The 24,982-nt window shown below is 64.8% G+C and carries 25 protein-coding genes and 1 pseudogene; 14 read left to right on the top strand and 12 right to left on the bottom strand.

Features of this window, described 5'->3' with window-relative positions:
* Positions 1-151: 151 nt before the first annotated feature.
* A pseudogene (locus tag ACRDT3_RS04530) lies at positions 152-445 on the bottom strand (transposase); the annotation flags it as partial.
* Positions 446-596: 151 nt separating this feature from the next.
* Entirely contained in the window at positions 597-2,120 is a 1,524-nt protein-coding gene (locus ACRDT3_RS04525; protein WP_431491839.1) for a SulP family inorganic anion transporter, read from the bottom strand.
* A 187-nt stretch (positions 2,121-2,307) separates the two neighbouring features.
* Here ACRDT3_RS04525 and ACRDT3_RS04520 point away from each other — a divergent pair, with 187 nt between their 5' ends.
* Both ACRDT3_RS04520 and ACRDT3_RS04515 read left to right on the top strand, forming a co-directional pair.
* Positions 2,308-2,697 (top strand): MerR family transcriptional regulator, encoded by a 390-nt coding sequence (locus ACRDT3_RS04520; RefSeq protein ID WP_431491838.1) that lies wholly within the window; start codon positions 2,308-2,310, stop codon positions 2,695-2,697.
* Between the two features lie 8 nt (positions 2,698-2,705).
* Positions 2,706-3,203: an N-acetyltransferase family protein gene (locus ACRDT3_RS04515; protein ID WP_431491837.1), complete on the top strand. Its 498-nt coding sequence runs from the start codon at positions 2,706-2,708 to the stop codon at positions 3,201-3,203.
* A 29-nt stretch (positions 3,204-3,232) separates the two neighbouring features.
* On the opposite strand, the gene ACRDT3_RS04510 is transcribed toward ACRDT3_RS04515, so the two are convergent.
* Positions 3,233-3,607 carry an ArsR/SmtB family transcription factor gene (locus ACRDT3_RS04510; protein ID WP_431491836.1) on the bottom strand — a complete coding sequence of 125 codons (375 nt, stop codon included), beginning with the start codon at positions 3,605-3,607 and terminating at the stop codon, positions 3,233-3,235.
* A 143-nt stretch (positions 3,608-3,750) separates the two neighbouring features.
* On the opposite strand from ACRDT3_RS04510, the gene arsB reads away from it, so the two are divergent.
* The 3 genes from arsB to ACRDT3_RS04495 are packed head-to-tail and all read left to right on the top strand — an operon-like array spanning position 3,751 to position 6,701.
* The gene (arsB, locus tag ACRDT3_RS04505) at positions 3,751-4,806 is read left to right on the top strand and encodes an ACR3 family arsenite efflux transporter (RefSeq protein WP_431491835.1); all 1,056 of its coding nucleotides are present in this window, start codon (positions 3,751-3,753) and stop codon (positions 4,804-4,806) included.
* An 11-nt stretch (positions 4,807-4,817) separates the two neighbouring features.
* Positions 4,818-5,231 (top strand): arsenate reductase ArsC, encoded by a 414-nt coding sequence (locus ACRDT3_RS04500; RefSeq protein ID WP_431491834.1) that lies wholly within the window; start codon positions 4,818-4,820, stop codon positions 5,229-5,231.
* A 42-nt stretch (positions 5,232-5,273) separates the two neighbouring features.
* Complete coding sequence (locus tag ACRDT3_RS04495) at positions 5,274-6,701, top strand: FAD-dependent oxidoreductase (RefSeq protein WP_431491833.1); 1,428 nt, start codon at positions 5,274-5,276, stop codon at positions 6,699-6,701.
* Positions 6,702-6,819: 118 nt separating this feature from the next.
* On the opposite strand, the gene ACRDT3_RS04490 is transcribed toward ACRDT3_RS04495, so the two are convergent.
* From ACRDT3_RS04490 to ACRDT3_RS04475, 4 genes are read right to left on the bottom strand one after another with little or no spacing between them, the layout of a single operon-like run.
* On the bottom strand, positions 6,820-8,610 hold the full coding sequence (locus ACRDT3_RS04490; protein ID WP_431491832.1) for an ABC transporter permease subunit: 1,791 nt from the start codon (positions 8,608-8,610) through the stop codon (positions 6,820-6,822).
* A gap of 29 nt (positions 8,611-8,639) precedes the next feature.
* Entirely contained in the window at positions 8,640-10,160 is a 1,521-nt protein-coding gene (locus tag ACRDT3_RS04485; RefSeq protein ID WP_431491831.1) for an ABC transporter substrate-binding protein, read from the bottom strand.
* Positions 10,161-10,204: 44 nt separating this feature from the next.
* Positions 10,205-10,879 carry an ATP-binding cassette domain-containing protein gene (locus ACRDT3_RS04480; RefSeq protein WP_431491830.1) on the bottom strand — a complete coding sequence of 225 codons (675 nt, stop codon included), beginning with the start codon at positions 10,877-10,879 and terminating at the stop codon, positions 10,205-10,207.
* The gene (locus ACRDT3_RS04475) at positions 10,876-11,580 is read right to left on the bottom strand and encodes an ATP-binding cassette domain-containing protein (RefSeq protein ID WP_431491829.1); all 705 of its coding nucleotides are present in this window, start codon (positions 11,578-11,580) and stop codon (positions 10,876-10,878) included. Before ACRDT3_RS04475 ends, ACRDT3_RS04480 begins: the two co-directional genes overlap by 4 nt.
* A gap of 178 nt (positions 11,581-11,758) precedes the next feature.
* Here ACRDT3_RS04475 and pstS point away from each other — a divergent pair, with 178 nt between their 5' ends.
* Entirely contained in the window at positions 11,759-12,901 is a 1,143-nt protein-coding gene (gene pstS, locus ACRDT3_RS04470; protein ID WP_431491828.1) for a phosphate ABC transporter substrate-binding protein PstS, read from the top strand.
* A 54-nt stretch (positions 12,902-12,955) separates the two neighbouring features.
* Here pstS and nhaA read toward each other — a convergent pair whose 3' ends face one another.
* The 5 genes from nhaA to ACRDT3_RS04445 all read right to left on the bottom strand — a co-directional run bounded on the left by nhaA (position 12,956) and on the right by ACRDT3_RS04445 (position 17,031).
* A complete protein-coding gene (gene nhaA, locus ACRDT3_RS04465; protein ID WP_431491827.1) occupies positions 12,956-14,233 on the bottom strand; it encodes a Na+/H+ antiporter NhaA in 1,278 nt (425 codons plus the stop codon).
* An 87-nt stretch (positions 14,234-14,320) separates the two neighbouring features.
* A complete protein-coding gene (locus ACRDT3_RS04460; RefSeq protein ID WP_431491826.1) occupies positions 14,321-14,482 on the bottom strand; it encodes a hypothetical protein in 162 nt (53 codons plus the stop codon).
* A 101-nt stretch (positions 14,483-14,583) separates the two neighbouring features.
* Positions 14,584-14,832, bottom strand: a complete 249-nt coding sequence (locus tag ACRDT3_RS04455; RefSeq protein WP_431491825.1) for a ferredoxin — start codon at positions 14,830-14,832, stop codon at positions 14,584-14,586.
* A gap of 47 nt (positions 14,833-14,879) precedes the next feature.
* Positions 14,880-15,923 (bottom strand): fatty acid desaturase family protein, encoded by a 1,044-nt coding sequence (locus tag ACRDT3_RS04450; protein ID WP_431491824.1) that lies wholly within the window; start codon positions 15,921-15,923, stop codon positions 14,880-14,882.
* Between the two features lie 466 nt (positions 15,924-16,389).
* On the bottom strand, positions 16,390-17,031 hold the full coding sequence (locus ACRDT3_RS04445; RefSeq protein ID WP_431491823.1) for a PRC-barrel domain-containing protein: 642 nt from the start codon (positions 17,029-17,031) through the stop codon (positions 16,390-16,392).
* A gap of 483 nt (positions 17,032-17,514) precedes the next feature.
* On the opposite strand from ACRDT3_RS04445, the gene ACRDT3_RS04440 reads away from it, so the two are divergent.
* The 8 genes from ACRDT3_RS04440 (at position 17,515) to ACRDT3_RS04405 (ending at position 24,817) form a co-directional block, all read left to right on the top strand.
* On the top strand, positions 17,515-18,873 hold the full coding sequence (locus ACRDT3_RS04440; RefSeq protein WP_431491822.1) for an MFS transporter: 1,359 nt from the start codon (positions 17,515-17,517) through the stop codon (positions 18,871-18,873).
* 426 nt (positions 18,874-19,299) lie between these two features.
* A complete protein-coding gene (locus ACRDT3_RS04435) occupies positions 19,300-19,983 on the top strand; it encodes a helix-turn-helix domain-containing protein (RefSeq protein ID WP_431491821.1) in 684 nt (227 codons plus the stop codon).
* Complete coding sequence (locus ACRDT3_RS04430) at positions 19,973-20,707, top strand: ankyrin repeat domain-containing protein (RefSeq protein ID WP_431491820.1); 735 nt, start codon at positions 19,973-19,975, stop codon at positions 20,705-20,707. Before ACRDT3_RS04435 ends, ACRDT3_RS04430 begins: the two co-directional genes overlap by 11 nt.
* A 176-nt stretch (positions 20,708-20,883) precedes the next feature.
* Entirely contained in the window at positions 20,884-21,771 is an 888-nt protein-coding gene (locus ACRDT3_RS04425) for a phosphate/phosphite/phosphonate ABC transporter substrate-binding protein (RefSeq protein WP_431491819.1), read from the top strand.
* A complete protein-coding gene (gene phnC, locus ACRDT3_RS04420) occupies positions 21,768-22,604 on the top strand; it encodes a phosphonate ABC transporter ATP-binding protein (RefSeq protein ID WP_431491818.1) in 837 nt (278 codons plus the stop codon). Before ACRDT3_RS04425 ends, phnC begins: the two co-directional genes overlap by 4 nt.
* Positions 22,594-23,430 (top strand): phosphonate ABC transporter, permease protein PhnE, encoded by an 837-nt coding sequence (gene phnE, locus ACRDT3_RS04415; RefSeq protein WP_431491817.1) that lies wholly within the window; start codon positions 22,594-22,596, stop codon positions 23,428-23,430. Before phnC ends, phnE begins: the two co-directional genes overlap by 11 nt.
* Complete coding sequence (locus ACRDT3_RS04410; RefSeq protein WP_431491816.1) at positions 23,427-24,191, top strand: tyrosine-protein phosphatase; 765 nt, start codon at positions 23,427-23,429, stop codon at positions 24,189-24,191. Before phnE ends, ACRDT3_RS04410 begins: the two co-directional genes overlap by 4 nt.
* Positions 24,188-24,817 carry a TetR/AcrR family transcriptional regulator C-terminal ligand-binding domain-containing protein gene (locus ACRDT3_RS04405; protein WP_431491815.1) on the top strand — a complete coding sequence of 210 codons (630 nt, stop codon included), beginning with the start codon at positions 24,188-24,190 and terminating at the stop codon, positions 24,815-24,817. The genes ACRDT3_RS04410 and ACRDT3_RS04405 overlap by 4 nt, the downstream gene beginning before the upstream one ends.
* The last annotated feature ends 165 nt before the right edge of the window (positions 24,818-24,982 follow it).

Below are 24,982 nucleotides of genomic sequence, written 5' to 3'. Positions count from 1 at the left end.
ATCGATTCATCACTTGCCTGCGCCTGCGCGCCATCTTACCCAGCCCTCAACCAGAGGGTTTTATAAACTAGACCGGTTTCGCACCATCGTTGCACTTTTCGAAATTCCGGACCAAGGCATCTTCCTACCCTGTATTCGACTGGAGATTCGATCACTTCGGGTGCGGGCGTGTGATGATTCCACGGAATATCTCCTCCATGTTCAACCATGAACAATTGGTCGGAGTGAAATGCATGGCCATCCGCGCAATCTTCGCCAACCAGTCCTTTACGTTCAACTGCTTAGGCGTTGCGAGGTTATCGCAGATGACACGCAATTCCACCTCCAAATTCGAGTCGACGACCTGATGCAGGAAATCCACGAAAACCACGCTCGCGTGCTCTTGGCAGAACTTGCTCGCGATGAGCTTTCCCGTGAGCACATCCAATGCCACGAACAGTGTCGTGGTGCTATGGCATTCTAGCCGTGGGTCTGTTGTGTCGGCTTCGCAGGTCCCGACGGTTCAACTGGGTAGTTGGGCGACGAGGCTTGGACCTGCTTTTTCTCGACGATGCTGACAAAGGCCGAGTTTTCCCGTGGTGAAACGGCAAACTACACTAGTGCCCGCCGCCGAGCTTTCCGCCCAGGCGCTCGCGCATCTTCAGGCTGGCGGTATTAAGGCCCTCGATCTCGACGTTCTTGCCATACTTTGCGTACTTGTCAGTGATGGAGTCCAGGGCCGCGATGGTGGAGGCGTCCCACAGATGGGACTGGTACATGTCGATGACGATGCTCTGCGGGTCTTCGGCGTAGTTGAATTGCGTGTACAGGTCGTTGGAGGAGGCGAAGAACAATTCCCCGTTGACCACATACTTGGCGATCTTCTCGCCGAAGTGCTCCTCGACGCTGCGGGTTACGGTCACCAGGTGGGCCACGCGGTTGGCGAAGAGAACCATGGCGGTGAGCACGCCCACCCCGACGCCGATGGCCAGGTTGTGGGTGGCGACCGTGAAAGCCACGGTGATGAGCATGACGGTGGTTTCGCTCTTGGGCATCATGCGCAGCGTGGAGGGGCGGATGCTGTGCCAGTCGAAGGTGGTGATGGAGACGAAGATCATTACCGCGACCAGTGCGGCCATCGGGATCAGCGCCACGATGTCGCCGAGGGCCACGACCAGGATCAGCAGGAAGCTGCCGGCCAGGAAGGTGGAGATGCGGGTGCGTGCCCCGGAGGCCTTGACGTTGATCATGGTCTGGCCGATCATCGCGCAGCCGCCCATGCCGCCGAAGAAGCCGGTGATGATATTCGCCGCGCCCTGGCCCCAGGATTCGCGGGTCTTGTTCGAGTGGGTGTCGGTGACGTCATCGACCAGCTTGGCGGTCATCAAGGACTCGAGCAGGCCGACGAAGGCCATGGCCAGTGCGTAGGGGAAGAGCACCTGCAGGGTTTCGAGGTTCAGCGGGATATCCGGGAAGAACGGTGTTGGCAGGGACTCGGGCAGCTGGCCCTTGTCGCCCACGGTGGGTACGGCAACCGAGGCGAATACGGTGATCAGCGTCAGCACCACGATGGCCACCAGCGGGGCGGGGATGGCGGTGGTCAGCTTGGGCAGGCCGAAGACGATCAGCAGGCCCAGGGCCACCAGCGGGTAGACCAGCCAGGGTACGCCGAGCAGCTCGGGGAGTTGGGAGAGGAAGATCAAGATGGCCAGCGCGTTGACGAATCCGACCATGACCTGGCGGGGGATGAAGCGCATCAGCTTGGCCACGCCCAGCAGGGCCAGGATGACCTGGAAGATGCCGGCCATGATGACTGCGGCGATGAAGTAGTCGGTGCCGTGGCTGGCTACCAGCGGTGCGATGACCAGTGCGATGGCGCCGGTGGCCGCGGAGATCATCGCGGGGCGTCCGCCGAAGAAGGAAATGGAGACGGCCATGGTGAAGGAGGCGAAGAGCCCGATGCGCGGGTCAACTCCGGCGATGATGGAGAAGGCGATGGCCTCGGGGATCAGGGCCAGGGCCACGACCAGGCCTGCCAGCACCTCTGTTTTCAGCAGCCGCGGTGATTTCAGGGTGCGCAATACCGATTGGCGCTCGGTGGGACTCAGTGCGGAAGGATCCGCTGTGGTGCTGGTGCTCATGGATGAGCTCCCTTCGTTTCAAGCCAGTAAGCGTGGGGCACGTGCAGTGCGTAGAATTCATGGGATGGGCATCATTGCGCCGCAGACGAGGCAAGAGCTGCCGGAGCGGTCGTAGACCTGATGCCGTCGAATATAACTCTAACCTAACGTAAGGGTAGGGTTGTAATTGGAGGAAACGGAGAAGTTCATGGATCAAGCGAAGACCGAAGGTGCAGGCGGTTCGATGCATATCGGTGACATGGCCGAGGCCACCGGCCTGTCGCATCGCACCATCCGCCACTACGACGAGGTGGGGTTGCTGCCGGCGAGCACCCGCAGCGAAGGCGGTTTCCGGATCTATACCGACTCGGATCTGGCCCGCATGCTGGTGATCCGCTCGATGAAGCCGCTGGGCTTCTCGCTGGAGGAAATGGGGGAGCTGCTTGACGCGGTGGACGCGCTCGCGGCAGATCCGCTGGACTCCGTCGCCCGGGCCAAGCTCGATGACTACACCCGGCGCGCCAGCGCCAAGCGCGACAAGCTCGCGCTGAACTTGCAGCGCGCCGAGTCCTTCATCGCGGATCTTCGCACCAAGTAGGCGGAAGCATGGAGATCCGCTTAGCCGCGATGGCGCAGAACCACTGGGCGGATATCGCCCGCATCTATGCCAGCGGCATCGAGACCGGCCTGGCCACCTTCGAATCCGAGGTGCCGGCACGCGAGAAGTTCTTCGCGGCGAAAATTCCTGCATTGTCGCTGGTGGCCATTGCGCCCGATGCCAAGGTTCTCGGCTGGGCTGCAGCCAGCCCGGTTTCGGCCCGCCCGGCCTACCGCGGCGTGGTGGAGCACTCCGTGTACATTGATCCGGATTATGCCGGATGCGGCGTTGGCGCCCGGCTGCTGGCCGAGCTGATCGCCCGGGCAAGGAAAGAAGATTACTGGATGGTGCAGTCGGCCGTCATTGCCGGCAACGAAGCCAGCAGGGCGCTGCATGCCAAGGCAGGGTTCCGCGAGGTTGGCCGGCGCGAGCGGATTGCCCGGGGTGCCCGAGGGGCAGTGGCGGGGCAATGGCTGGATACCGTCCTGTATGAGCTCAGGCTCTAGGTAGCGCCCTGCCCAGGTGGGTCTGCGGCCTAGCCCTTGGGTGCCAGGCTGGAGCCCAGGGATTCCAGGGCGCCGGGGACCACGGAGAAGTAGGCCCATACTCCGCGCTTTTCGCGGTGCAGGATCCCGGCATCCACCAGGATTTTCAGGTGGTGGGAGACGGTAGGCTGCTTGAGGCCCAGCGGCTCGGACAGGTCGCAGACGCACGTCTCGGCCGCCTCGCTGGTGGAGACAATGGACAGGATGCGCAGGCGGTTGGGATCGCTCAGCGCCTTGAAGCGCAGTGCCAGTGCTTCGGCTTCCTCGGCCTTCAGGATTGCCTCTCCCTGCGATGGCGCGCAGCAGGCATCGGCTGCTGGCGCGGCGGAATTCCCGCCGGCAGGGTTCACGGTGGCTGTGCTCACGGACCTCGGCTCTTTTCTTGGCTGACGCCAGAGATTGACAAACGTCGATATGTTTCATCATACTCAAAACATCGATAATCGTCGATGTCTATTCTTGGAGTGATGATTCAGTGGCACCCGCGCCTGCGCTAGACACTGCCCCCGTGGCGGCAAAACTTTCCTTCCTGGACCGCTACCTGGCCCTGTGGATCCTGCTGGCCATGGCCGTCGGCCTGGGGCTGGGCCGCATCTTCCCGCAGCTGGGTGCATTGCTGGACCGCTTCACCGTGGCCGGGGTCTCGGTGCCCATCGCCATCGGCCTGCTGGTCATGATGTATCCGGTGCTGGCCAAGGTGCGCTACAACGAAACCGGCCGCGTGCTGGCCGATAAGAAGCTGATGATCACCTCCCTGGTGATCAACTGGGTCCTCGCCCCGGCATTCATGTTCGCCCTGGCCTGGATCTTCCTGGCCGACCTGCCCGAATACCGCACGGGGCTGATCATCGTGGGGCTGGCCCGCTGCATCGCCATGGTGTTCATCTGGAATGACCTGGCCTGCGGGGACCGCGAAGCGGCCGCCGTGCTGGTGGCCATCAACTCCGTGTTCCAGGTCATCGCCTTCGGCGCCCTGGGCTGGTTTTACCTGCAGCTGCTGCCATCCTGGCTGGGCTTGGAAACCACTAGTGCCGAATTCTCCATTGCCGCGATCACCGCTTCGGTGCTGGTCTTCCTGGGCATCCCGCTGGTGGCCGGCTACCTGACCCGCACCCTGGGCGAAAAGGCCAAGGGCCGCGACTGGTACGAGGGCAGATTCCTGCCGAAAATCGGTCCGTGGGCACTGTACGGATTGCTGTTCACCATCGTGCTGCTCTTCGCGCTGCAGGGCGATAACATCATCTCCAAGCCCCTGGACGTGCTGCGCATGGCCATCCCGCTGCTGACCTACTTCGTGGTGGTCTTCGGCGCCGGAATGCTCATCGGGCACTGGCTGAAGCTGGGCTACCCGCGCACCACCACCCTGGCCTTCACCGCAGCCGGCAACAACTTCGAGCTGGCCATCGCGGTAGCCATCGCCACCTTCGGCGCCACCAGCGGCCAGGCCCTGGCCGGCGTGGTCGGCCCGCTGATCGAGGTGCCAATCCTCGTCGCCCTGGTCTACGTGGCCCTGTGGTCCCGGAAATTCTTCCCAGCTGCCAAGGCTCCCGCTACTTCTGCCTAAGGAAAACACTCATGACTGCTATCGAAAAGCCTTCGGTCCTCTTCGTCTGCGTGCACAACGCAGGACGATCCCAGATGGCCGCCGCCTTCCTCTCCCACCTGTCCGAAGGGCGGATCGAGGTCCGCTCGGCCGGTTCCGCCCCTGCCGAATCGGTCAACCCGTCCGCCGTTGAAGCCATGGCAGAAGTCGGCATCGACATGTCCGCGGAAATCCCCAAGGTGCTGACCACCGAAGCCGTGCAGGACTCCGATGTGGTAATCACCATGGGCTGCGGAGATGCCTGCCCATTCTTCCCGGGCAAGCGCTACGAAGACTGGAAGCTGGAAGACCCCGCAGGCCAGGGCGTAGAAGGCGTGCGCCCAATCCGCGATGAAATCCGTGCCCGGATCGAGAACCTCATCGCCGAATTGCTGCCAGCCAGCTAGGCGCAGCCCGCTTCGAGAATTCCAGCAGCCAAGGAGAAACCCATGCATGAGCACCTTCCAGTCATCGTTATCGGTGCTGGCCCCATCGGCCTTGCCACCGCAGCCCACCTGCGCGAACGCGGGCAGGAAGTGCTCGTCCTGGAAGCAGGAGCCAGCGCAGGCGCCGCGATTTCGCAGTGGGCCCACATCAAGTTGTTCTCCCCGTGGCGATTCAACATTGATGCCGCCGCCCGCCGGTTGCTGGAAACCCCCAGCGAAGGATATGCCGGCGACTGGGAAGCACCGCGGATCACCAAGCTGCCCACCGGCGGGGAACTGGTCAGCGACTACCTCCAGCCGCTGGCCGCCCACCCGGAACTGGCACCGCGCATCCGCTACGGCAACCGCGTGGTGAAGATCAGCCGCGTGCTGGCCGACGGCCGCGGTGCCGACAAGGCCCGCACCGCGCACCGCGAAGACGCACCGTTCCTGGTGCGCACCGAAACCCCTGGAGGCCTGGTGGATATCCTCGGCCGTGCCGTGGTTGATGCCAGCGGCACCTGGAACCAGCCCAGCCCGGTGGGCCGGGCCGGCATCGAGGCGATCGGCGAAGCCGAAGCGCGCGAGAAGGGCTTCATCGCCTCGGGGCTCCCGGATCCGCTGGGCGCCGATGAGCAAGAGCTTGCAGGCAAGAAATTGCTGGTCCTTGGCGCCGGGCATTCGGCGGCGAACACCATCATTGCCCTGGGACGGTTGCAGAAGCAGTACCCGGACACCCGGATCCAGTGGGGATTGCGCGGGGCTGCCAACCCGATCCGGCTGTACGGCGGGGGAGCTGCTGACCAGCTTCCAGCCCGGGGCCAGCTGGGCACGTCCCTGCGCCGGCTGGTTGAGAACGGCAATGTGGAACTGCTGGAAAACGTGTCCGTCGCTTCGATGAGCGCCGGGGAGCAGCTATCCGTGTCACTGGCTGATGGACGCGAGCTGGGCGTTGACCGCATTATCGCTGCCACCGGTTTCCGCCCGGACCTGCAGATGCTTTCCGAGCTGCGCCTGGATCTGGATGAATGCGTTGAAGCCCCGCGCCAGCTGGGGCCGTTGATCGACCCGGAATTCCACAGCTGCGGAACGGTCAGCGCGCATGGAGAGAAGGAATTGGAGCACCCGGAAAAGAACTTCTACATCGTTGGCATGAAGAGCTATGGGCGTGCGCCAACCTTCTTGATGGCTACCGGCTATGAGCAGGTGCGCTCCATTACCGCCGCCTTGTCCGGCGATGCCGATGCGGCAGGGCGGGTTGAGCTGGATTTGCCGGAAACCGGGGTCTGCTCCACGGATCTGGGCGGCTCCTGCGATGCCCCGGCGGCCAGCGAGACCACCTGCGGAACCGAGCCTGCCGAAACTGCCAACTGCTGCAGCGCGCTGCAACCGGTGAGCCTGGGCTTGCCCACCGGAACGCTGCACGGAAACAGCGAAATGGCCGCCCACTAGGCCAGCTTGGCGATGAGTCGATAGCCCCGGAAAACCCAATGGAGCCTGGGGCAATGCGGAATATTCCGCGTTGCCCCAGGCTCCATTTCTTCTCTTCACGGCCGGGCAGGGCCCGCTTTCAGCTCACCGGCACCGGAGTGTTCCCGGCGGCCGAATCCTGCTGCGCTGCCGTGCTTCGGGTACCGGCACGCTGCGGCACCGGGATCCCGGCGAGTGCCACCGCGCAGACGGATGTCAGCACCAGTGCGGCGGCCGGGGCGATGGCTGTCCACGGAGCCCGCTCGACATAGCCGATGCCCTCGGCCAGCAGCAGCCCCCACTCCGGGGTGGGCGGCTGCGCGCCGAGCCCGAGGAACCCGAGGGCGGCCAAGGCCAGCGCCACCCCGGGCAGCCGCAGCATCCCGTGCCTCAGCAGGGCAGGAAGCACCGCGGGCAGCAGATGCTGGATCCAGATCCTTCCGCGAGGCACCCCCGAGAGCGGAAGCCAGCGGATATGCGGCATGGCCCGGGCCTCATCGAGCAGCGATGAGGCATGCGTGGCCAGCGGCGGCCAGCTCACCCAGAGCACGGCCAGTGCCGCACCGCCCACCGACGGGCCCAGCAGGGCCGCGATGATCACCCCGGCCAGAATCGGCGGAGTCGCATTGGCAATCACCGCCGGTCCGCGCGAGATCTCGCCTGCTGCCGCTAGCAGCAGGCCGATCAGGATTGCGCAGGCCACGATCAGCAGTGCCGGGCCCACCGTGCCCAGTGTTCCGTGGGCCACGCGGGCCAGCAGATCCCGTCCGCTGGAATCCGCGCCGAACGGCAGTCCTGCCCCCGGGGCTTGCAGCCGCTGGAAGGTGATGGAGTAGGGGTCGCGCGGCAGGCCGAAAGCCAGGATGGCCAGCAGCGCGGCGCAGGTGATGGCCGCGGTCCAGCGCTGGATCCTGCCGTTGCCGCGCGCCTCGGGCGGGGCCGGCAGCGACCCGGCGGGAAGTGTTCCGCCGCGCAGTGCGCGCCGGGCCGCTGCGGTGAGCATCCCGATCAGCAGCGCCGATGCCGCCATCAGCAGCAGGCCGGCCTGCAATGCGGGAATATCCTGCGCATTGGCCGCCCCGAGCAGGTAGCGGCCGAGCCCCGGAACGGCGAAGACCTGCTCCACGGCCACCGCGCCGCCGAGCAATCCGATGAATACCAAGCCGAGCTGGTCGATGACCGCGGCGGCTGCCCGGCGCAGCACCCCCGAGAGGATTACCGGCGCCGGAGCCCCGGCCAGATGCCAGATCCCGGCCCAGCGTTCGGCGGCCACCGAGGAAATGGCATCGGCCAGCAGCCGGCCCAGCAATCCGCCGGCCGGGACACCCAGGGCCAGTGCGGGCAGGATCGCGGTGTCCAGCCCGGTCCACCCGTAGGGTGGAAGCCATTGCAGCTGCACCGCCACCAGCACCAGCAGCAAGCTGGCCAGCAGGAATTCGGGCAAGGCGGTTAGTGCCACGCCCAGCGGCCCGGACCCGGAATGCTGCTTATTGCGCAGCACGCGCAGCGCGGCGGGCAGCACCAGGGCGAAGGCCACGGCCAGCGCGATGATGGTGGCGAAGGCGGTGAGCGTGGCGGAGACCGACAGGGCGCGCCAGACGCCGTCAGCGATTTCTGCCCCGCTGACCCAGGAGATGCCCAGATCCCCGTGCAGCACCCCGGACCACCAGTGCAAGCTGGTGGCCAGCGGGCCCTGGTCCAGGCCCAGCTGCGCGCGCACGGCGGCCAGTGCCTGCTCGGTGGGTTCCAGCTCGGCGTAGCGTGCGCGGAGCACCGCGGCGGCCGGATCGGTGCGTGAAAGCCAGGGCAGGGCGCCGGCCACCAGCAGCAGCGCCAGCGCGCTGAGCAGGCAGGATGCGAAGGACGGCCAGGAGATCTGCCGTGCCTTCATGGAGAACCAGTTCATCGGCGTTGCGGCCCCTACTCGCTGCCCAGGCTGGTCTGCGCGGTGATCAGCTCGCGTTCGCGCGGATCCTGCGCGGCGTTTTGCACGGTTGGCCCCTCGCCCTGGATCACGCGTTCATGCAGCAGCGCGATGGCTGCATCGGTGCCCAGGATCCGGGCCTCGGCGAGCATGATCTGCTGCTGGCGCTGCGCCCCGGCTTCGGTTTCCGAGGCACGGGCGATCGCCTGGTCCACGTCCTTGTCGCAGAGCTGGGCGATGGCGAAGCCGCCTTCGCAGGTGAAGTCCGAGGCGAAGTAGGCGACCGGGTCCCCGGAATCCAGCACGGTGGCGCGGGAGAGGATGAAGGCATCGAAGGCCCCGTCCAGCGCGTCGGCCTCGATGTACTGGTATTCGCGCACATCCTGCTTCACGATGAAGCCGGCCGCTTCCAGCTGCTGTTCCAGGATCACCGAGACTTCTGGCAGTTCGGCGCGGTCGGTGAAGGTGCCCAGGGTGATTTCCACGTCCTTGACCTTGGCTGGCTCGGCGCGCTGGGCCAGCAGCTGCCGGTATTGCTCCGAATCGCGCAGCCCGGCGGCGTAGGGCAGTGCCGGGCCGAGCAGCCCCTCGGCTATATCTGCGCGGTTCTCGTACACCGATTCCACGATGGCCGCCCGGTCGATGGCTTCGCGGGCCGCGGCGCGCACCGCCGGGTCGGCGAACGGGCCCTTCTCGGTGTTCAGGTACAGCGTGTTGGTGCGCGGCATCGGCACTTCGGTGAGCAGCTGCTGGTCCACCGAGGCGGCCTGCCCGGCTGGGATCGCCTCGATGACATCTGCTTCCCCGGTGCGCAGCGCGGCGGCGCGGGCGGTGCCATCGGGCACGAACTTCACGTCGATGCCCGCGGCTGCGGCCTTTTCGCCCCAATAGCCCTCATAGCGGTCCAGGGTGGCCCCGGAGATCCCGTCCACGTCCACGATCTGGAATGGGCCGGTACCGTGGCCTGCCGGGTCCACTCCGTTGGCGGTGTAGGCCGCCGTATCGAAGATGGACAGCTGCGGGCTGGAGAGCCGCTGGGGCAGCAGCGGGTCGGGATCCGCGGTGGTGATCCGCAGTCCGTGCTCGCCGCGCACCGCGACCTTCAGCGCCGTTCCGTTCAGGATGCGCGGCACCGGGGTGGAATCGATGGCCCGCTGCAGGGAGTTCGCCACGGTGTCGGCGGTCAGCGGCTGCCCATTGTGGAAGCTGACTCCTTCGCGGATCTCGAAGTCCCAGACCAGTTCGCCGCTTCGATCCCAGCCGGTAGCCAAAGCAGGTTGCGCGTCCCCGGACTCGTCGAGGTTGACCAGGGTTTCGGCGGTGGACCAGCGCGAGAGCTTGAATGCGTCGTCGCTGAGCGGGCTGAGTCCGGAGCGGGGTGGCTGCATATGGGCCACGGAGATGCGGTCGGCGCTTCCGGACTGCTCGGCGGCCGCGGAGAAGCAGCCGCTGAGGGCCAGTGCGCCGGCCAGCGGGATGGTGAGCAGTGCCAGGGTCTTGGGGCGGGGTCGATTCATGGGTGCGAGGTCCTTGGATGATGGGTGATCAGCTGATGGGCGGGTTATCGGGCGGGTGGTGAAATGGTGATGGTGCGCGAGCATTGCGCAGCCAGCTGCGGGTCGTGGGTGATCAGCAGCAGGGCAATGCCCGAGTTGGCGGCGGTGGAGAACAGCTGGCCGGCGACGGCCTGGGCGGTGCCCGGGTCCAGGGCGCTGGTCGGCTCGTCCGCCACGAGCACGGTAGGCTTCACCGCCACGGCGCGGGCCAGCGCGGCCCGCTGCAGCTGCCCTCCGGAGAGCTGGTGCGGGCGCCGATCCAGCAGTGCCGCGTCGAATTGCGCCAGCTCGGCGGCCCGCGCGATCAGCGCTTCGGTGCCGGCGGAGGGAACCAGCCGGTTGATGGCCTGCTCCAGCGCGGTGCGAATGCTCCAGCGCGGCACGAAGGCGGCGGCGGGATCCTGCGGGACGCCCTGGACCAGCCGGCGGCGTGCTGGCGCGTGGTTGCGCTTCGGTGCGCTCCAGTGCTGGCCCAGCACCCGGATTTCTCCGGAGTCCGGCAGCCCCAGGCCCAGCACGATGTCGGCCAGGGTGGATTTGCCGGCTCCGGATGGCCCGGTGATGGCCACGGATTCGCCTTGGGCCAGCGCGAACGCAACGGGCTCCAGGACCAGCCGGCGGGCGGCCCCGTGCCCGCGCAGTGCGCTGAGCGCGGATACTTCCAATGCGGGGATGCTCAAGCGGGTACTCGTTCCAGGCGGGGTGCGGTGGTGCTGGCGATCTTCCCGGAGTCCAGTACCAGATGCCGGGTGGCCAGCGCCTGGGCCGCGGCCGGGTCATGGGTGACCAGCACCAGGGTCTGCCGTTGGCCCAGGACATTGCCCAGCAACTCCAGGATGAGGTCGCGGGAGTGGTGGTCCAGGGCGCTGGTCGGTTCATCGGCAAGGATCACCGGGGCCTGGCTGAGCACAGCCAAGGCTATTGCAGCGCGCTGCGCTTGCCCACCGGAGAGTTCTGCGGGGCGCCTTGCGAGCAACTGCGGATCGCTCAGTCCAGCGGCTTGAAGGGTGTCGCGGACCTGCTGAGCGCTGGCGCCGGTGGCCTTGCGCAGCTGGCGTCCCAGCGGCAGCAGCGGATGCAGGGCATCCTGGCCGCGCTGCGGAATGTAGCCGATGCGCGGCGAGCCGGGGGTGCGGGTTCCGGTGAATTCCAGTCCTAGTGCCCAGCGCCCGGTGACCATGGAAAGCAACAGCGACTTTCCTGCGCCCGAGGGGCCGGTGATGACCACGCGCTCGCCGGGAAGAAGCGTGAACTCCTCGACGTCGAGCAGCGGGCTGGTGGCGCCGGGCAGCCCGAGGCGTGCATTGCGCAGGCGGAAGACCGGGCTGGGCGGCAGCTGGGCGGGGTGCCGGCGGGCAGGCCCGGACTCTTCATCATTCATAATGAGAATCATTATCACTTAAGTTTTTGCGGCAGGGCAAATCAGCTGCCCCGGAAATCGCAGGCGGAACCGGCACGCGGATGTAACCAAGGGTCCAAGAAGCTGGAAAATGTTCCGATGATGTTTGACTGGAGTTTGCGAATCATTTGAAAACCGCCCCGATGACCCAGGAGCTGCTGTGCGCCCCACCCGATTTGCCCGCCATGCCGTTGCCCGCCCCGCAGGATTAGTTGCAGTGTCCAGCCTGGGGCTGGCCCTATTGCTGTCCGGTTGCGGCTCGGACTACCCGCTGGGAGAAGAGCAGCGCAAGGCCGCCGAATCGAATACCTCAAGCCTGGAAGGCACGCTGACCGGCGGAGGATCCACCGCGCAGAACTCCGCCATGAACGCCTGGACCACCGAATTCTCCACGATGCACCCCAAGGTCCAGGTGCAGTACGCCTCGGTGGGCTCCGGCGCCGGACGCGCCGGGCTGCTGGCTGGCGGCACCGAATTCGCCGGATCCGATGCCTACCTGAAGGACGAGGAAGTCCAGCGCTCCATCGAGACCTGCGGCCCGCAGGGAGCAATCAATATCCCGGCGTATATTTCCCCGATCAGCATCGCCTTCAACCTGCCAGGCATCAAGGAATTGAATATGGATGCCCAAACGATCGCCAGGATCTTCTCCGGAGAGATCCGCTCCTGGCAGGACCCGGCCATCGCCAAGCTGAATCCCCAGGTGGAACTTCCCGACATCCCGGTCACTGCAGTGGCCCGTGCCGATGACTCGGGCACCACGGAGAACTTCACCGAATACCTGCACAGCGTGGTCCCCGAAGCATGGACCCACGAGCCAGATGGCGGCTGGCCGGATGCCACCGGCCTGGAGAAGGCCCAGGGCAATGCGGGTGTGGTGACCACCGTGACCCGCGCTGTGGGCGCGGTAACCTACGCCGATGATTCCCTGGTGGACCAGTCGCTGGGCAAGGTGAAGCTGAAGGTCGGAGAGGAATTCGTGGCAGTCAGCGGGGAATCCGCGGCCAAGGCCGTGGCCGAATCCGAGCGCGTGGAGGGTCCCGGGGAGCACGACATCGCCCTGGAGCTTGACCGGAAGACCACCGCTGAAGGCGCCTACCCGATGGTGCTGGTTTCCTACCTGCTGTTCTGCAGCGGCTACGAGGATCCGCAGACGGTGGAACTGGTCAAGACCTTCGGGCAGTATGTAGTCAGCGGCCAGGGGCAGAAGACCGCGGCCGACTCGGCCAAGAGCGCGCCCATGCCGCAGCAGCTGGCCGAAGACGCCCGCGAAGCCATCGATTCGATTTCTGCGCGCTCCTGATTCCGGCGCGCCGCCGCGCTGCATCCGGCCGAGGAGCGGATGCAGCGCGGATTGCTACGCAGAGGCCTTGGCGGCCGCCCGGTACGCGCGATTACGCGCCCCGAGGAGTATTGCCCCGATGAATGCGGCGAGCAGCGAACCGCACAGCACCCCGACCTTCACGTACTGGGCTTCTTCTCCGCCTTGGCCGAAGGCCAGCTCGCCGACCAGCAGGGAGACGGTGAAGCCGATGCCCGCGACGAAGGACAGCCCCAGCACATCCGGCCATTTGATGCTGCTATCCAGCCTGATTCCGGGGATTCTGGTGACCAGGAAGGTGGCGCTGGTGATGCCAATCGACTTGCCCAGGACCAGCCCGGCGATGATGCCCAGCGTGACCGGGCTGGCCAGCGATTCTCCCAGCCCGGCCAGGCCGCCGACCGGAACTCCGGCAGCGAAGAAGGCGAATACCGGAATGGCGATGATCGCTGAGGGAACGGACCAGCGGTCCGCAAAATGGGCGGCCAGGCCCTCGTGGATCGCTTCGCCCTGCTCGGTGGTTCCGGCATGGACATGGGCGCGCTGGGTAGCAACCACCGGAACCATGAAGCCCAGCAGCACGCCGGCCACCGTGGCATGGATTCCCGAGGCATGCACCAATGCCCAAACGGCCACCCCGAGCGGGATGAGGATCCACCAGGCACGGACTCCGCGCTGCACGGCGAGCGCAAACGCGGCTAGCGGAAGCAGCGCGAGTGCCAGCGGCAGCCAGGACAGATCCTCGGTGTAGAAGATGGCGATGATGGAAATGGCCAGCAGGTCATCGACCACCGCCAGCGTGAGCAGGAATGTGCGCAGGGCTGGGGGCAGGAACTTGCCTACAACCGCGATGACCGCGATCGCGAAGGCGATATCGGTGGCCGCTGGAATCGCCCAGCCATTGATTGCGGAGCTGCCTGAAGCGGAGATGACAAGGAGGTAGAACAATGCTGGCAGGGCCACGCCGCCCACGGCCGCGGCCACCGGAACGATCGCCGTGCGGGGATTGCGCAATTTGCCGACAACGAATTCCTCCTTGAGCTCCAGGCCGACGACAAAGAAGAAAATGGCGAGCAAGCCATCTGCGGCCCAGGTGCCGACCGAGAGGTTCAGGTGCAGGACCTCGGGGCCGAAGCGGAAATCGCGAAGGTTCTCGTACCAGGGCGCAGCCGGGGAATTGGCCAGGACTAGGGCGGCGAGGGTCGCGCAGAGCAGCAGCAGTCCGCCTACCGAGTCCTGCTTGAGGGTTTGGTGGATTCCGCGCCAGATGGCGTGGGGTGCTTGGCGGGATACGCCAGTTGAAGGGTATGGCAAAGTAACGGGTCTTTCTGGGATCCGGGAAAAAGGGCACGAGGGCGCGCGGAATCCACTGGAGAAAGATCAGGAAGTGGGGCCGCGCAACTAGTGGCGCGGTGGTGGGCAGCCGGCGATCTCGCCGTGGGCGTTGGTTCCCCAGGAACTCAGCCACCCGTTGGTGCCGCTGGCTCGTTTGGTCAGCAGTTTCCCCTTGGGGAAAACGGCAGCGAGAAGCCGCTGCGCATGCGTTGAAACGACTAGAGCCATGCTTCCAGTCTACAGTTCGGGGGGTTCGCGGGTCTAATGCCGAACGCAGGCATCGCCAGGTTTTGGGGTGCGTCCAGGTGCTGCTCCCGGAAGCATGGGAACTAGGGCGCCTTGCCGGGGATGCCGTCACCACTTTTCCGTGCCGGTATCCGATGCTTGCCGACCTGGATGGTCCCGGAGGGGCAGAGATACTCGGCCTCCTGGGCCGCTTCGAGGTCAGCTCCATCCGGATCTGCCTGCAGCAGCTCGACGAATCCGCCGTTCTCCTGGCGGTTTTGGAAAACGCGGGGCGCCACTAATCCGCAGTTGCCCGAGGCGACGCACATGGCCTGGTGCACGGTGACTTTCATTGTTCCTCCTTGGACTCCATGCCCCTGTCCTGCAAAGCGCCCGCGGTTCAACCGCGGTACCTGCGGACCATCGGGCAAGCGTAGGGATCCTGTCCCTTGGAACCTACCTGGTTCAGGTAGGAAACGACGTGGACGAAAGCCTCGCGCAGGCTCTGCTCGGTGTAGTCGATGCCCAGCTCCGCGCAGCGCTTGCGGACGATCTCCTGCACGTGGGGAAGATTCGGACGGGGGACTACCGGGAACAGGTGGTGCTCGATCTGGTATTGCAAACCGCCCATCAAGAAGCGCACCCAAGGACCGTCGGTGATATTGCGGGACATGACCACCTGGCGGCGCAGGAAATCCAGATGCACGTCCGCCGGAACAGTGGGCCGGCCAATATGGTTCAGTGCGAAGGCCCCGCCGAGCATGATTCCGAATACCCCGATCTGCACACCGAGAAACGCCACGGCCTTTCCCGGAGACATCACGGTCCACAAGAACACCGCATAGGCGCTGTGCCGCACCGCGATCATCAGCAATTCGATGATCCGGTGCTTCAGCTCGGGTGCGGAGAGCAGCATCCGCACCGAGGCGACATGCAAGTTCAGCCCTTCCAGGCAGAGCAGCGGGATGAAGAACCAGCCTTGCATGCGCGAGATCCTGGCGGCAATTCCCTTCCGCCTGGCTTTGGCATCCGGGGTGAGCACGAGCACCGTGGAGTCGACATCGGGGTCCACGCTTTCCTTGTTCGGATTGCCGTGGTGGGAATTGTGCTTGGCCATCCACCAGTTGTAGCTCAGGCCCATCAGCAGCCCCGAGATGCAGCGGGATGTCCATTCATTGGATGTCCGCGAGGCGAAGATCGTCCGGTGGGCCGCCTCGTGGGACAGGAAACCCAGCTGGGCCATCACCAGACCGATCAGCACCGCGGGAAGCAGCTGCCACCATGAATTGCCCAGCAGCCCGACTGTCACCAGCAAGGCCGCCAACGCCAGGATCCAGCCGATAATCTGCGTCGCAAAATACAGGTATCGCCGGCGAGCCAGCCCTGCGTCGTGCACCTGGGCACTGAGCCGGCGATAGGATTCGGCAAATTGCTGGGAATTCATGGTGAACCTCGAAGTGAAATGAAAATACCGTCCTGATTCTGGGCAAAGCCCGGGGTCCATGAGGCCACCATAATTGGCCTGCGCACCACGGCAACATGGTTGTCAGGAGATACTCAGCCAGTTCGCGCCGCTGCTGCCGGCCGGTGAGCCAAGCGGTTATTCCCCGGTTGCCCGTGCCCTGACCCGCACTCCGGGAAACACCAAGTGGTGTCCTGCCGGGAACTTGGCGGCCGGACACCGGAAGCTTCAGCCTGCGGGCCGGTATCCTCGAAGGGGTTGTGCGCCGCCGGCGTATGCTGCATCAGGTTCGGATCCGGCTTGGGAATGCGGGGACAGAAAACATTGGGCGGGGCACGCTTCGACATAGTGCTGGCTCCGGGCGGCATCTGAGATCATCACCCGAAAAATAAAGGCACCGATCCATCCAGCGAGCACGCTGGATGGATCAGTGCCTTCAATGCTGCGCCTAGCGGGTTTGCCGGCCGCCGCTCAAGCCGTCGGTCTGCGCCTGCTCCTTGCGCAGCTGGGCCCGCAGGCGCTCCTTCTCGGTGCTCGGTTCATCTCCTGCCACCGATTCCCCGCTGCTGCTGGCATCAGCCGGCTTGCCAGAATCAGGCGATGCAACATGCTTGCGCAGGCGCGGTTTGCGGGCTGGGGTGCTCTCGCCTGGAGCAGCTGCGGATTCATGCTTTCCGGCGCTGCGCGGGTCGTGCGCATTTTCCCGGGAATATTCGGCGCGCGCCTCGGCACCATGCACGCCTGGCTGCACGGCGGCCTGGTCCGCTTCATCGTAGGAAAGGCTGTAGTAGTGGTAGAGCTCCTGCTCCTGGCTCGGCGACAGCTGGCCTTCCGGATCAATATTCGGCGCATCCTTGACGGTCTGCTTGTCGTAGGGCACTTGCAGGGTATCGCCAGCAATGACCGACCGGCTCAGCGGAATGAAACTCTCCAAGTGCCCGAAAAGGCCGGTGTACACGGTGGCCCATGCCGGTTCTCCGCTGCGCTCATCAATGAATATCTGGCCGAACTTGCCGATCTTCTGGCCATCGGGGCCAATGACGATAGCGCCAATGAGGCTTAGTTCGTGGAGCTGTTCTGCGCTGGTCATGCGACTGATCTCCTTTTGCATTAGGCTCCGGAATCAATCCGGAAAAGGCAGTTCGGCTGGCCTTCGGGCCGGCCTGCTGTTGCTGCGCCTCGATGCGGGCGTGACATGTGGTGGCCTTTGGTTCCGCGGTGCGCACCGAACCGCGATGATATGAGAATCGCACATTCTGCCGCTGCCTGCAGGAGGCTTGTACTTCAATGGCAATGGTCTTGGCGCTTGCTGTGAACGTCGGCCCCGGGCAGGAGAAAAGCGGCCTATGGAACCGCAGAACCGCCCGGCTCAGGGCAAGTCCGGGCATTGCGAACGGGCAACTGGGCGCGAGGCTGCGCCCACGCCCGGCTTTGCATTTCTCGAAGCCCTTGTTGAGTTGTGGATACCGGCCTACCATCGTGGCAACGGAGCTGATCCTGCGCGGACGGAAAGCAGCGTCAATTGGTGGAGCGGGAAGTGCTTCCTGGACACTCGCTACTTCGAGGGGGAATCATGAGCATTCCAGCTGCAGTACCCGGGCGCATGACCAAGGAGCAGAAACGCGTCGCGGGAGCGACCATGGTGGGCACCACCGTGGAGTGGTACGACTACTTCATCTACGCCAACGCGGCGGCACTGGTCCTGGCCCCGCAATTCTTCACTCCCGCCGAAGGGTCGCTGGGCTCCATCATCGCCTTCGCCACCGTCGGCATCAGCTTCCTCTTCCGCCCGTTGGGCGCAATCGTGATGGGCCGGGTGGGCGACAAGTACGGCCGCCGAGCGGTGCTGATCATCACCCTGGTCCTGATGGGCGTCGGCACCACGCTGGTGGGCCTGTTGCCCACCTATGCGAGCATCGGCATCTGGGCGCCGATTCTCCTGATCTTCCTGCGCATCGTCCAGGGCTTCTCCGCCGGCGGCGAGTGGGGCGGTGCGGCGCTGATGGCAGTGGAGCACGCGCCGGATCATGCACGCGGCAAATTCGGTGCCTTCCCGCAGCTCGGCGTCCCGGCCGGCATGCTGCTGGCCTCTGCAGTCAGCGCCATTATTGCGGCCGTGGTTTCCCCCGAGCAGTTCATGGCCTGGGGCTGGCGTATCCCGTTCCTGCTCAGCTTCGTGCTGATCCTCATCGGCTACTACATCCGCCGCCGGGTGGAGGAATCCCCGGTCTTCGAGGAAATGGCCAAGACCAAGCAGACCGAGTCCGCCCCGCTGTCCACGCTGTTCAGCAAGCACCCCAAGAAGGTCATCCAGGCGACGCTGGTATTCATGGGCAACAACACCGCCGGCTACATGCTCACCGGTGGCTTCATCCTGGGCTACGCGACGAACAAGCTGGAGCTGCAGGCTGGCGACATCCTGAACATCATCACCATCGGCTCGTTGGCCTGGCTGATCTCCACCTGGATCGGCGGAGTGGTCTCGGACCGCATTGGACGCAAGAAGATGTTCATCATCGGCTGGGTGCTCCTGCTGGCCTGGCTCTTCCCGCTGTTCCTGCTCATCGAAACCCGGAACCTGGCCTGGGTCACCGTGTCCCTGGTGGTCTTCGGCGCCTTCATGGGATTCTCCTACGGCCCGTTGCCGGCGCTGTATGCCGAGCTGTTCCCGGCCCGCATCCGCCTGAGCGGTTCCTCGATCAGCTACGCCCTGGGCTCGGTAGTCGGTGGCGCGTTCGCCCCGACCATTGCCGCAGCGCTGGTGGGCAAGTTCGATACCACCGTGGCGGTCTCCACCTACCTGTTCATCTGGGTGGGCGCTTCGCTGCTCGCGACGCTGACGCTGAAGGACCGCACCGGAGCGGATTTGTATCCGCATGAGGGGCCGGGCACCGGCCAACAGGGGGACGAAGCGGGGCCGGAGCACCTGTGATTCTGCAGATTTCTGCACGAAGTGGCCGTGGTGCCGTTGCGCACTTGATGCCAAGGTTTATGGTGCTTGCCCGAGCATCCGGTCGGATAGTCAATATGGGACTGGGTTGATGGCATATCCAACCCCTTAAGTTAATACGGTGCTTTTCAGGCTGTGCATGAAGCCTTGAGGGAAGTGAGCCGGCCTCGAAAGCTATCGAGGCATCGTGGGCAAGCCGCAGCGGGTCCAGCAGTAAGGTCGTGACCTGGCTGGCCTCAGATCAGGCTAAGGTGATGAGCGGTAGACCAAAGCCGGTTAGATCCAGCTGGATCAGGTGTGGCGGGGCGGGACTCTGGGCCTGGAGGTCCACGCGGCTAAAGGCCGCGCAGTACAGCCGCGCACACCTCATTGTTGTCACAATGGTTGGCTTATCGTTACTATTGTGTCATGAGCATGATGACAACCACCGAAACAGCGAAGCTTCTCGGAGTCAGTTCCGAAGCGGTTCGGAAAATGCTGAAAACCGGCCGGTTGGAGCAAGCCGGTGTCGCTGGACGCGCGATTCTGATTGATACAGACTCGGTGCACCGGGCGCATCGGGACGGCAAGCGTTCGGGACGTCTCTGGACGCAGCGTACCGCGTGGGCGGCCTTGGCCATCCTGTCGGGCGCTGAGGCCACTTGGCTGTCAGCGAGCGAGCTGTGGAGGTTGCGCCAAAGACTGGCGGTCCTCTCGGCAGCAGAGGTCCATCAGCTGGCACGCAATCGAGCTGTTGTACACCGCTATCGGGGTGGCGAATCGGTGAAACAGAAACTCTCTCAGGCCTTGGCAGTCACCGGCGCAGGGGCCTTGGAAGATCCCGTATTGGCCAATGCCTTCGGACTCGCCGCAGGAGCGGGCATGCTGGAAGGCTATGCAAAGGCCGGCTTCGCCGGGATGCATGCAAGGAAACTGGGATTGCGGGAAGACCCTGTCGGCGACATCCTGATCAGGGAACTCGGCTTCGTGCAACCTCTGGAAGGCGGCAAGGTACCGGTCGCGGCAATCGCCGTTGATTTGATGGACTCGATTTACATCCGTGAACGCTCGGCAGGCCGATCCAAGTTGGAAGCGCTACTCAATGCCATCTGAGAACCGTGCGCGAACAACGATGAGCGTCACGATTCCTCCCGGGGGCTGGGCTGCGCGACGCGGCCCGGCCCTGGGTCTTCTGTGCCTTGCCACGGCGTTCGTCCTGGCCGGGTGCGCAGCGGCCGAATCAGAAACGCAAACTCCGGCACCTGCCTCCGTTGCACCGTCCTCGGTTGCCTCGGTGGCACCGGAAACTGCCGTGCCGGAATCCGGTCTGTCCGCCCAAGCGCAGGCGGAACTGGACCAGCGCTTGGTACGCGCGGCCAAAGCCAATGACGTGGAACAGGTCCGGGAACTGATCGCCGCCGGCGGGGATGTGAATGCCAAGGATTCGCTCCAGGATTCGGCGTTCCTCTATGCCGGGGCCGAAGGCTTCAACGAGATCCTTGAGCTCACGCTGGAGCGCGGCGCGGACGTGGAGAGCTTGAACCGCTACGGCGGAACGGCGCTCATCCCCGCCAGCGAGCACGGCCATGTGGAGACCGTGAAGATGCTCATCGAGGCTGGTGTTCCGCTTGACCATGTGAACAATCCCGGATGGACCGCGTTGCAAGAGGCCGTCCTGCTTGGCGATGGAGGGCCAAACCAGCAAGAGGTCGCCAGGCTGCTGCTGGCCGCCGGGGCGGATCCGGGGATCACCGACCCGCAGGGGCGCACCGCCCTGGAGAATGCGCGCCGGCTCGGATTCGACGAGCTGGCCGAAGCTATCGCCAAGCATCAGTAGTTCCCCGGCGCAGGATTGAGCCGATCGCAGTGCTGCCTGGCGGGGTGGCTACTAATCGTTCATTCCAAGTTTCCTAACGAGTACGGCAGTCTCGTAATTCGCTGTCACTTTCCGGTGTTTGAGTAATGGTGTTCTCGAAATCGAGGGCACTCGCACCGCTTTGAAAGGTCCGCCTCATGCGCCACCCTGCACTCGTTCCCGTGAGCCTGCTCGGCCTCGCCGCCCTGGCCCTCACTGGTTGCCAAGCCGCTGCTACCGCGGCCGACGCGCCCATCAAGATTGCCACCCTCCCCGTCTCGGATGACCCGACCGCGGTGAATCCCAATGACGCGCTCGTGGAACTGCTCGAAGCCGAAACCGGCCGCGAGGTCGAAGTCACCGACGTGCCCGACTATCTCAGCGTGGTCGAGGCCATCCGCGCGGACCATGTCGACATGGGGATCATGAGCGGTTTCCCCTCGGCGCTCGCGCTGAACACCGGAGAAGTCGATTCCCTGCTGGCATGGAAGGGCAGCGATGAGCCGGTGTCCACCTGCGTGGTGCTCGATGACTCGCCGGTCAAGACCCTGGAAGACTTCCGCGGCAAGACCATCGCCTTCGCGGACCAGGCTTCGAGCTCCGGCTACTTCATGCCGGTGTACATGCTGCACCAGGCGGGGCTGGAGCAGGGCAAGGACTACGAGGCCATCTTTGCCGGTGGGCATGAGGGCAGCTTTGCCGCCCTGGAGCAAGGCCAGGTGGACGCGGCCTGCACCGCTAACGTGCTGACCGAAATGGGCGCACCGATGTTCCCCTTCGCCGAGGGAGAATGGCGCGGGGTTGGACAGAGCCCGTCCATGGAAATCATGGGCAGCGTGCTGGCTCGCCAGTCGCTGGATGAGGAAACCCGCACCGCACTGCAAGAAGCCCTTCCGAAGATCTTCTCCGAAGAGAACAAGGAAGCACTGGCCGGCTACTCCTCATTCATCGGATTGGACGTCGAGGTCGGCCCTGACCCCAGCCGGTATGCCTCATTCGCCGAAATTGCCGAGGTGGCCGGCGTTGAGCTCGAGGACCTGAAATGAGTCCCGTTCTCAAAACGGCAGCTTCTGCGCAGCCCACCGGGATGATGAACACCGCCGAACTGCGCCGAGCGCTGCCGTTGGCCACCGTGCGCGGGCTGGAGGTCTGCTACGAGAAGAAGAAGCCGGTGCCCGTGCTGGACGGCGTGGACCTGGACTTGTTCCCGGGCGAGATGGTCTCCCTGCTGGGTGCCTCGGGGTCGGGCAAGTCCACCTTGATGAAAAGCCTGACGGGTTTCGCCCCGGCGACAGCCGGCACGGTGCGCGTGGCCGGCCATGACCTGCGCAATCTCCAGCGCGGCGAACTGCGCCAGCTGCGCTCCGAGGTGGGCCAGGTCTTCCAGCAGTTCAACCTGATCCCGCGCTTGAGCGTGCTGTCCAACGTCCTCACCGGTGCCCTGCACCAGGCCGGGGCCATCAATCTCGTGGGAGGCTTCTCCAGCGCGCATCGCAAATACGCCATGGAACTGCTGGACCGGGTGGGCATTGCGCACAAGGCCAAGGAACCGGCCCGTTCGCTCAGCGGCGGGCAGCAGCAGCGCGTGGCCATCGCCCGGGCGCTGATGCAAAGGCCCCGGCTGATCCTCGCCGATGAGCCGGTCGCGTCGCTGGACCCGAAGCTTGCCGATTCGGTCCTGCAGCTGCTGCGGGATATAGCGCAGCAAGACGGCATCCCGGTGCTGGTCAGCTTGCACGTGGTGCCGCTCGCGCTGGCCCACAGCGATCGCATCGTGGGGCTGCGCCAGGGCAAGATGCTGTTTTCCCGAAAGTGCAGCGAACTGGATGCCCAGTCGCTGAAGGGGATCTACGAAGACGGTGACACCGATGTCCACTGAAACCAGAACCGTCCCGCTGGCGGACAATGAGCTGCCCGCCTCCGAGCGGACCCGCCTGGAACGGGCCTTCTCCATCCCGCGCGCACGCTTCCTGCTGGGCATACCCGTTGCCCTGCTGATCCTGCTGTGGTCCGCGGGCGGTGTGGGCTTCGATTTCATCAAGCTCGGCCAGGGAACACTGAACATGGGAGAATTCCTCGCCCGGCTGTTCCCGCCGGACTTCTCGAAGATCTCGACCATCCTGGAATTGCTGCTCGAAACCCTGCAAATGGCCATCGTCGGAACCGTGCTGGGCGTGGTGCTCTCGCTGCTGGTCGCCTTCGGCGCGGCCTCCAATATCGCTCCTCCATGGCTGTACTACCCATCGCGCTGGGCCATGAACGTGATCCGCGCCGTGCCCGACCTGGTTTTCGCCCTGATGTTCGTCTCGGCTGTGGGCTTGGGGCCTTTCGCCGGCATCCTGGCCATGACCCTGGGCTCGCTCGGGTCCATCGGAAAGATCTTCGCCGAGGCCATGGAGTCGGTGGACAAGGGACCGATGACCGCCATGCAGGCCGTCGGCGCGTCCAAGCGGCAGGTAATCCAATACGGCATCCTGCCGCAGGCCGCCCCGCTGCTTGTCTCCTACACGCTGCTGCTCTTCGAGGGCAACGTGCGTGGCGCAACCATCCTCGGCCTGGTGGGTGCCGGAGGCATCGGCCTGGAACTGACCACCGCCATGCGCATGTACGACTACGGGCACCTGAGCGCCATCATCATCTGCATCATCGTGCTCGTCACGATCATCGACCAGGGCAGCGCCCTGATAAGAAGGAGAATCACATGAGTGCACCAGCCATCGAACTTGAGCTCAGCGCACCGGTCAACCTGCGGGACCTGGGCGGAATCCGCATTGCCGGGGGCACGCTCCGCCCGCAGCTGGCCATCCGCACCGATGACATCGCCTATGCCACCCGCGAAGTCGCACAGCAATTGGTGGGCGCAGGATTGGCCGCGGTCATCGACCTGCGCTCGCCGGCAGAAGTCGCTACCACCGGGCGAGGCCCGCTGGCCGAGTTCCCGGTGGCCTATCACAACCTGCCGCTGATCAGCGATGTCTCGCGGTCAACACCCAAGGGCGCGGAAGGGTTCACCCATGAGGCCATGGGCCGGATGTACCTGGACATGGTGGAGAACTCCGCGGCACAGCTGGTCACGGCACTGAATATCATTGCTTATTCGCCGGGGACCACAGCCTTCCATTGCGCGGCAGGACGCGACCGCACCGGCGTGCTGGCGGCCATGCTGCTGCTCGCGCTGGGTGCCAGTGACGAGGACATCGTGGCTGACTACGCGCTGACCGGGCAGAACATGCGCGCCATCATGGAACGCAACCGGCCGGTAATGGGCGAGATGTGGCGGGCTTTGGGCATGGACTTCTCCAAGGTCGACACCTCGCAGCTGCTCAACGGGCCCATGGACGTGGCCATGGAAATGATGCTCGGAGAGCTGCGAGCACGCCATGGCGATCCGTTGGCTCCGCTGCGTGCCGCTGGGCTGAGCGAGGACACCATCCAGCGCCTGTCCGAGCGCGCAGTTCAGCGGTGAGCGCGCTGGCCGCTGGGCAGGTCCCGGTGCGCAGGCGTCCGGGACGCCCTCGGCACGAGGAGCTGGAGCAGAAGGTACTGGATGCAGCGCTGGAACTGATCGATACGGAGCAGGAGATCACGATATCCAAGCTGGTGGAGTACAGCGGTGTCAGCCGTGCTGCGCTCTATCGCAGGTGGCCGTCGCTGACCTTGCTAATATCTTCGGCGCTAAACACAGGACGAGTCGTGCCGCCGGCCATCTGCGGCCAGGGGGATCTGAGACAGAACATCTTCAATGCGTTGTTTGGCCACGGAGCGGAACAGGCAGTGGAGATGTACTCGGAATCCCGATTCAGACAGCGCATCCGCCTGGTGATGGCTGACCGCGAGCTCCAGCGCGCTTATTGGCAAACGCATGTGAAGATGCGCAGGGTGCCGATTGAAGATGCGCTGCGAGCAGGGATGGACAAGGGGATATTGCGCAGCGACTTGGATGTCGAGGCCTGCTTCGACACCTTGGCAGGAACGGCGTACTACCAGCTGGTGGTGCGCGGAGAGAGCTTCCGCTTGCCGGAAACCCGAGCCCGGCTTCAGACGGCCTTTGATACGGTTTGGCGGGGAATGGTCGCCCACTCCTCCCGATAGATTCGCTTTGGCAACGGGATGCTTCCCCGGAAGATTGGGTCTTCCGGGAAGCGTCCGGCTTCGCTGCTATCCTTCGAGGCAGAACCGCGACGTTGTTCTGTTGGTTCCATGTCCCGCTAATATCCGTCGACACTCGCTGAGAGCTCCAGTGAATTCGCTTTGAGC

The organism is Glutamicibacter sp., assembly GCF_050701915.1.
Taxonomy (GTDB): Bacteria; Actinomycetota; Actinomycetes; order Actinomycetales; family Micrococcaceae; genus Glutamicibacter.
The sequence above is the reverse complement of the archived record's forward strand: the minus strand, read 5'-3'. Positions and strand labels throughout refer to the sequence as shown.

Excerpts from the sequence above, each read along its gene's own strand:
- ACRDT3_RS04525 (WP_431491839.1), bottom strand. The coding sequence starts at position 2,120 with ATGAGCACCAGCACCACAGCGGATCCTTCCGCACTGAGTCCCACCGAG.
- ACRDT3_RS04520 (WP_431491838.1), top strand. The coding sequence starts at position 2,308 with ATGGATCAAGCGAAGACCGAAGGTGCAGGCGGTTCGATGCATATCGGT.
- ACRDT3_RS04515 (WP_431491837.1), top strand. The coding sequence starts at position 2,706 with ATGGAGATCCGCTTAGCCGCGATGGCGCAGAACCACTGGGCGGATATC.
- ACRDT3_RS04500 (WP_431491834.1), top strand. The coding sequence starts at position 4,818 with ATGACTGCTATCGAAAAGCCTTCGGTCCTCTTCGTCTGCGTGCACAAC.
- ACRDT3_RS04495 (WP_431491833.1), top strand. The coding sequence starts at position 5,274 with ATGCATGAGCACCTTCCAGTCATCGTTATCGGTGCTGGCCCCATCGGC.
- ACRDT3_RS04490 (WP_431491832.1), bottom strand. The coding sequence starts at position 8,610 with ATGAAGGCACGGCAGATCTCCTGGCCGTCCTTCGCATCCTGCCTGCTC.
- ACRDT3_RS04485 (WP_431491831.1), bottom strand. The coding sequence starts at position 10,160 with ATGAATCGACCCCGCCCCAAGACCCTGGCACTGCTCACCATCCCGCTG.
- ACRDT3_RS04475 (WP_431491829.1), bottom strand. The coding sequence starts at position 11,580 with ATGAATGATGAAGAGTCCGGGCCTGCCCGCCGGCACCCCGCCCAGCTG.
- ACRDT3_RS04460 (WP_431491826.1), bottom strand. The coding sequence starts at position 14,482 with ATGGCTCTAGTCGTTTCAACGCATGCGCAGCGGCTTCTCGCTGCCGTT.
- ACRDT3_RS04455 (WP_431491825.1), bottom strand. The coding sequence starts at position 14,832 with ATGAAAGTCACCGTGCACCAGGCCATGTGCGTCGCCTCGGGCAACTGC.
- ACRDT3_RS04450 (WP_431491824.1), bottom strand. The coding sequence starts at position 15,923 with ATGAATTCCCAGCAATTTGCCGAATCCTATCGCCGGCTCAGTGCCCAG.
- ACRDT3_RS04445 (WP_431491823.1), bottom strand. The coding sequence starts at position 17,031 with ATGACCAGCGCAGAACAGCTCCACGAACTAAGCCTCATTGGCGCTATC.
- ACRDT3_RS04440 (WP_431491822.1), top strand. The coding sequence starts at position 17,515 with ATGAGCATTCCAGCTGCAGTACCCGGGCGCATGACCAAGGAGCAGAAA.
- ACRDT3_RS04435 (WP_431491821.1), top strand. The coding sequence starts at position 19,300 with ATGAGCATGATGACAACCACCGAAACAGCGAAGCTTCTCGGAGTCAGT.
- ACRDT3_RS04430 (WP_431491820.1), top strand. The coding sequence starts at position 19,973 with ATGCCATCTGAGAACCGTGCGCGAACAACGATGAGCGTCACGATTCCT.
- ACRDT3_RS04425 (WP_431491819.1), top strand. The coding sequence starts at position 20,884 with ATGCGCCACCCTGCACTCGTTCCCGTGAGCCTGCTCGGCCTCGCCGCC.
- phnC (WP_431491818.1), top strand. The coding sequence starts at position 21,768 with ATGAGTCCCGTTCTCAAAACGGCAGCTTCTGCGCAGCCCACCGGGATG.
- phnE (WP_431491817.1), top strand. The coding sequence starts at position 22,594 with ATGTCCACTGAAACCAGAACCGTCCCGCTGGCGGACAATGAGCTGCCC.
- ACRDT3_RS04410 (WP_431491816.1), top strand. The coding sequence starts at position 23,427 with ATGAGTGCACCAGCCATCGAACTTGAGCTCAGCGCACCGGTCAACCTG.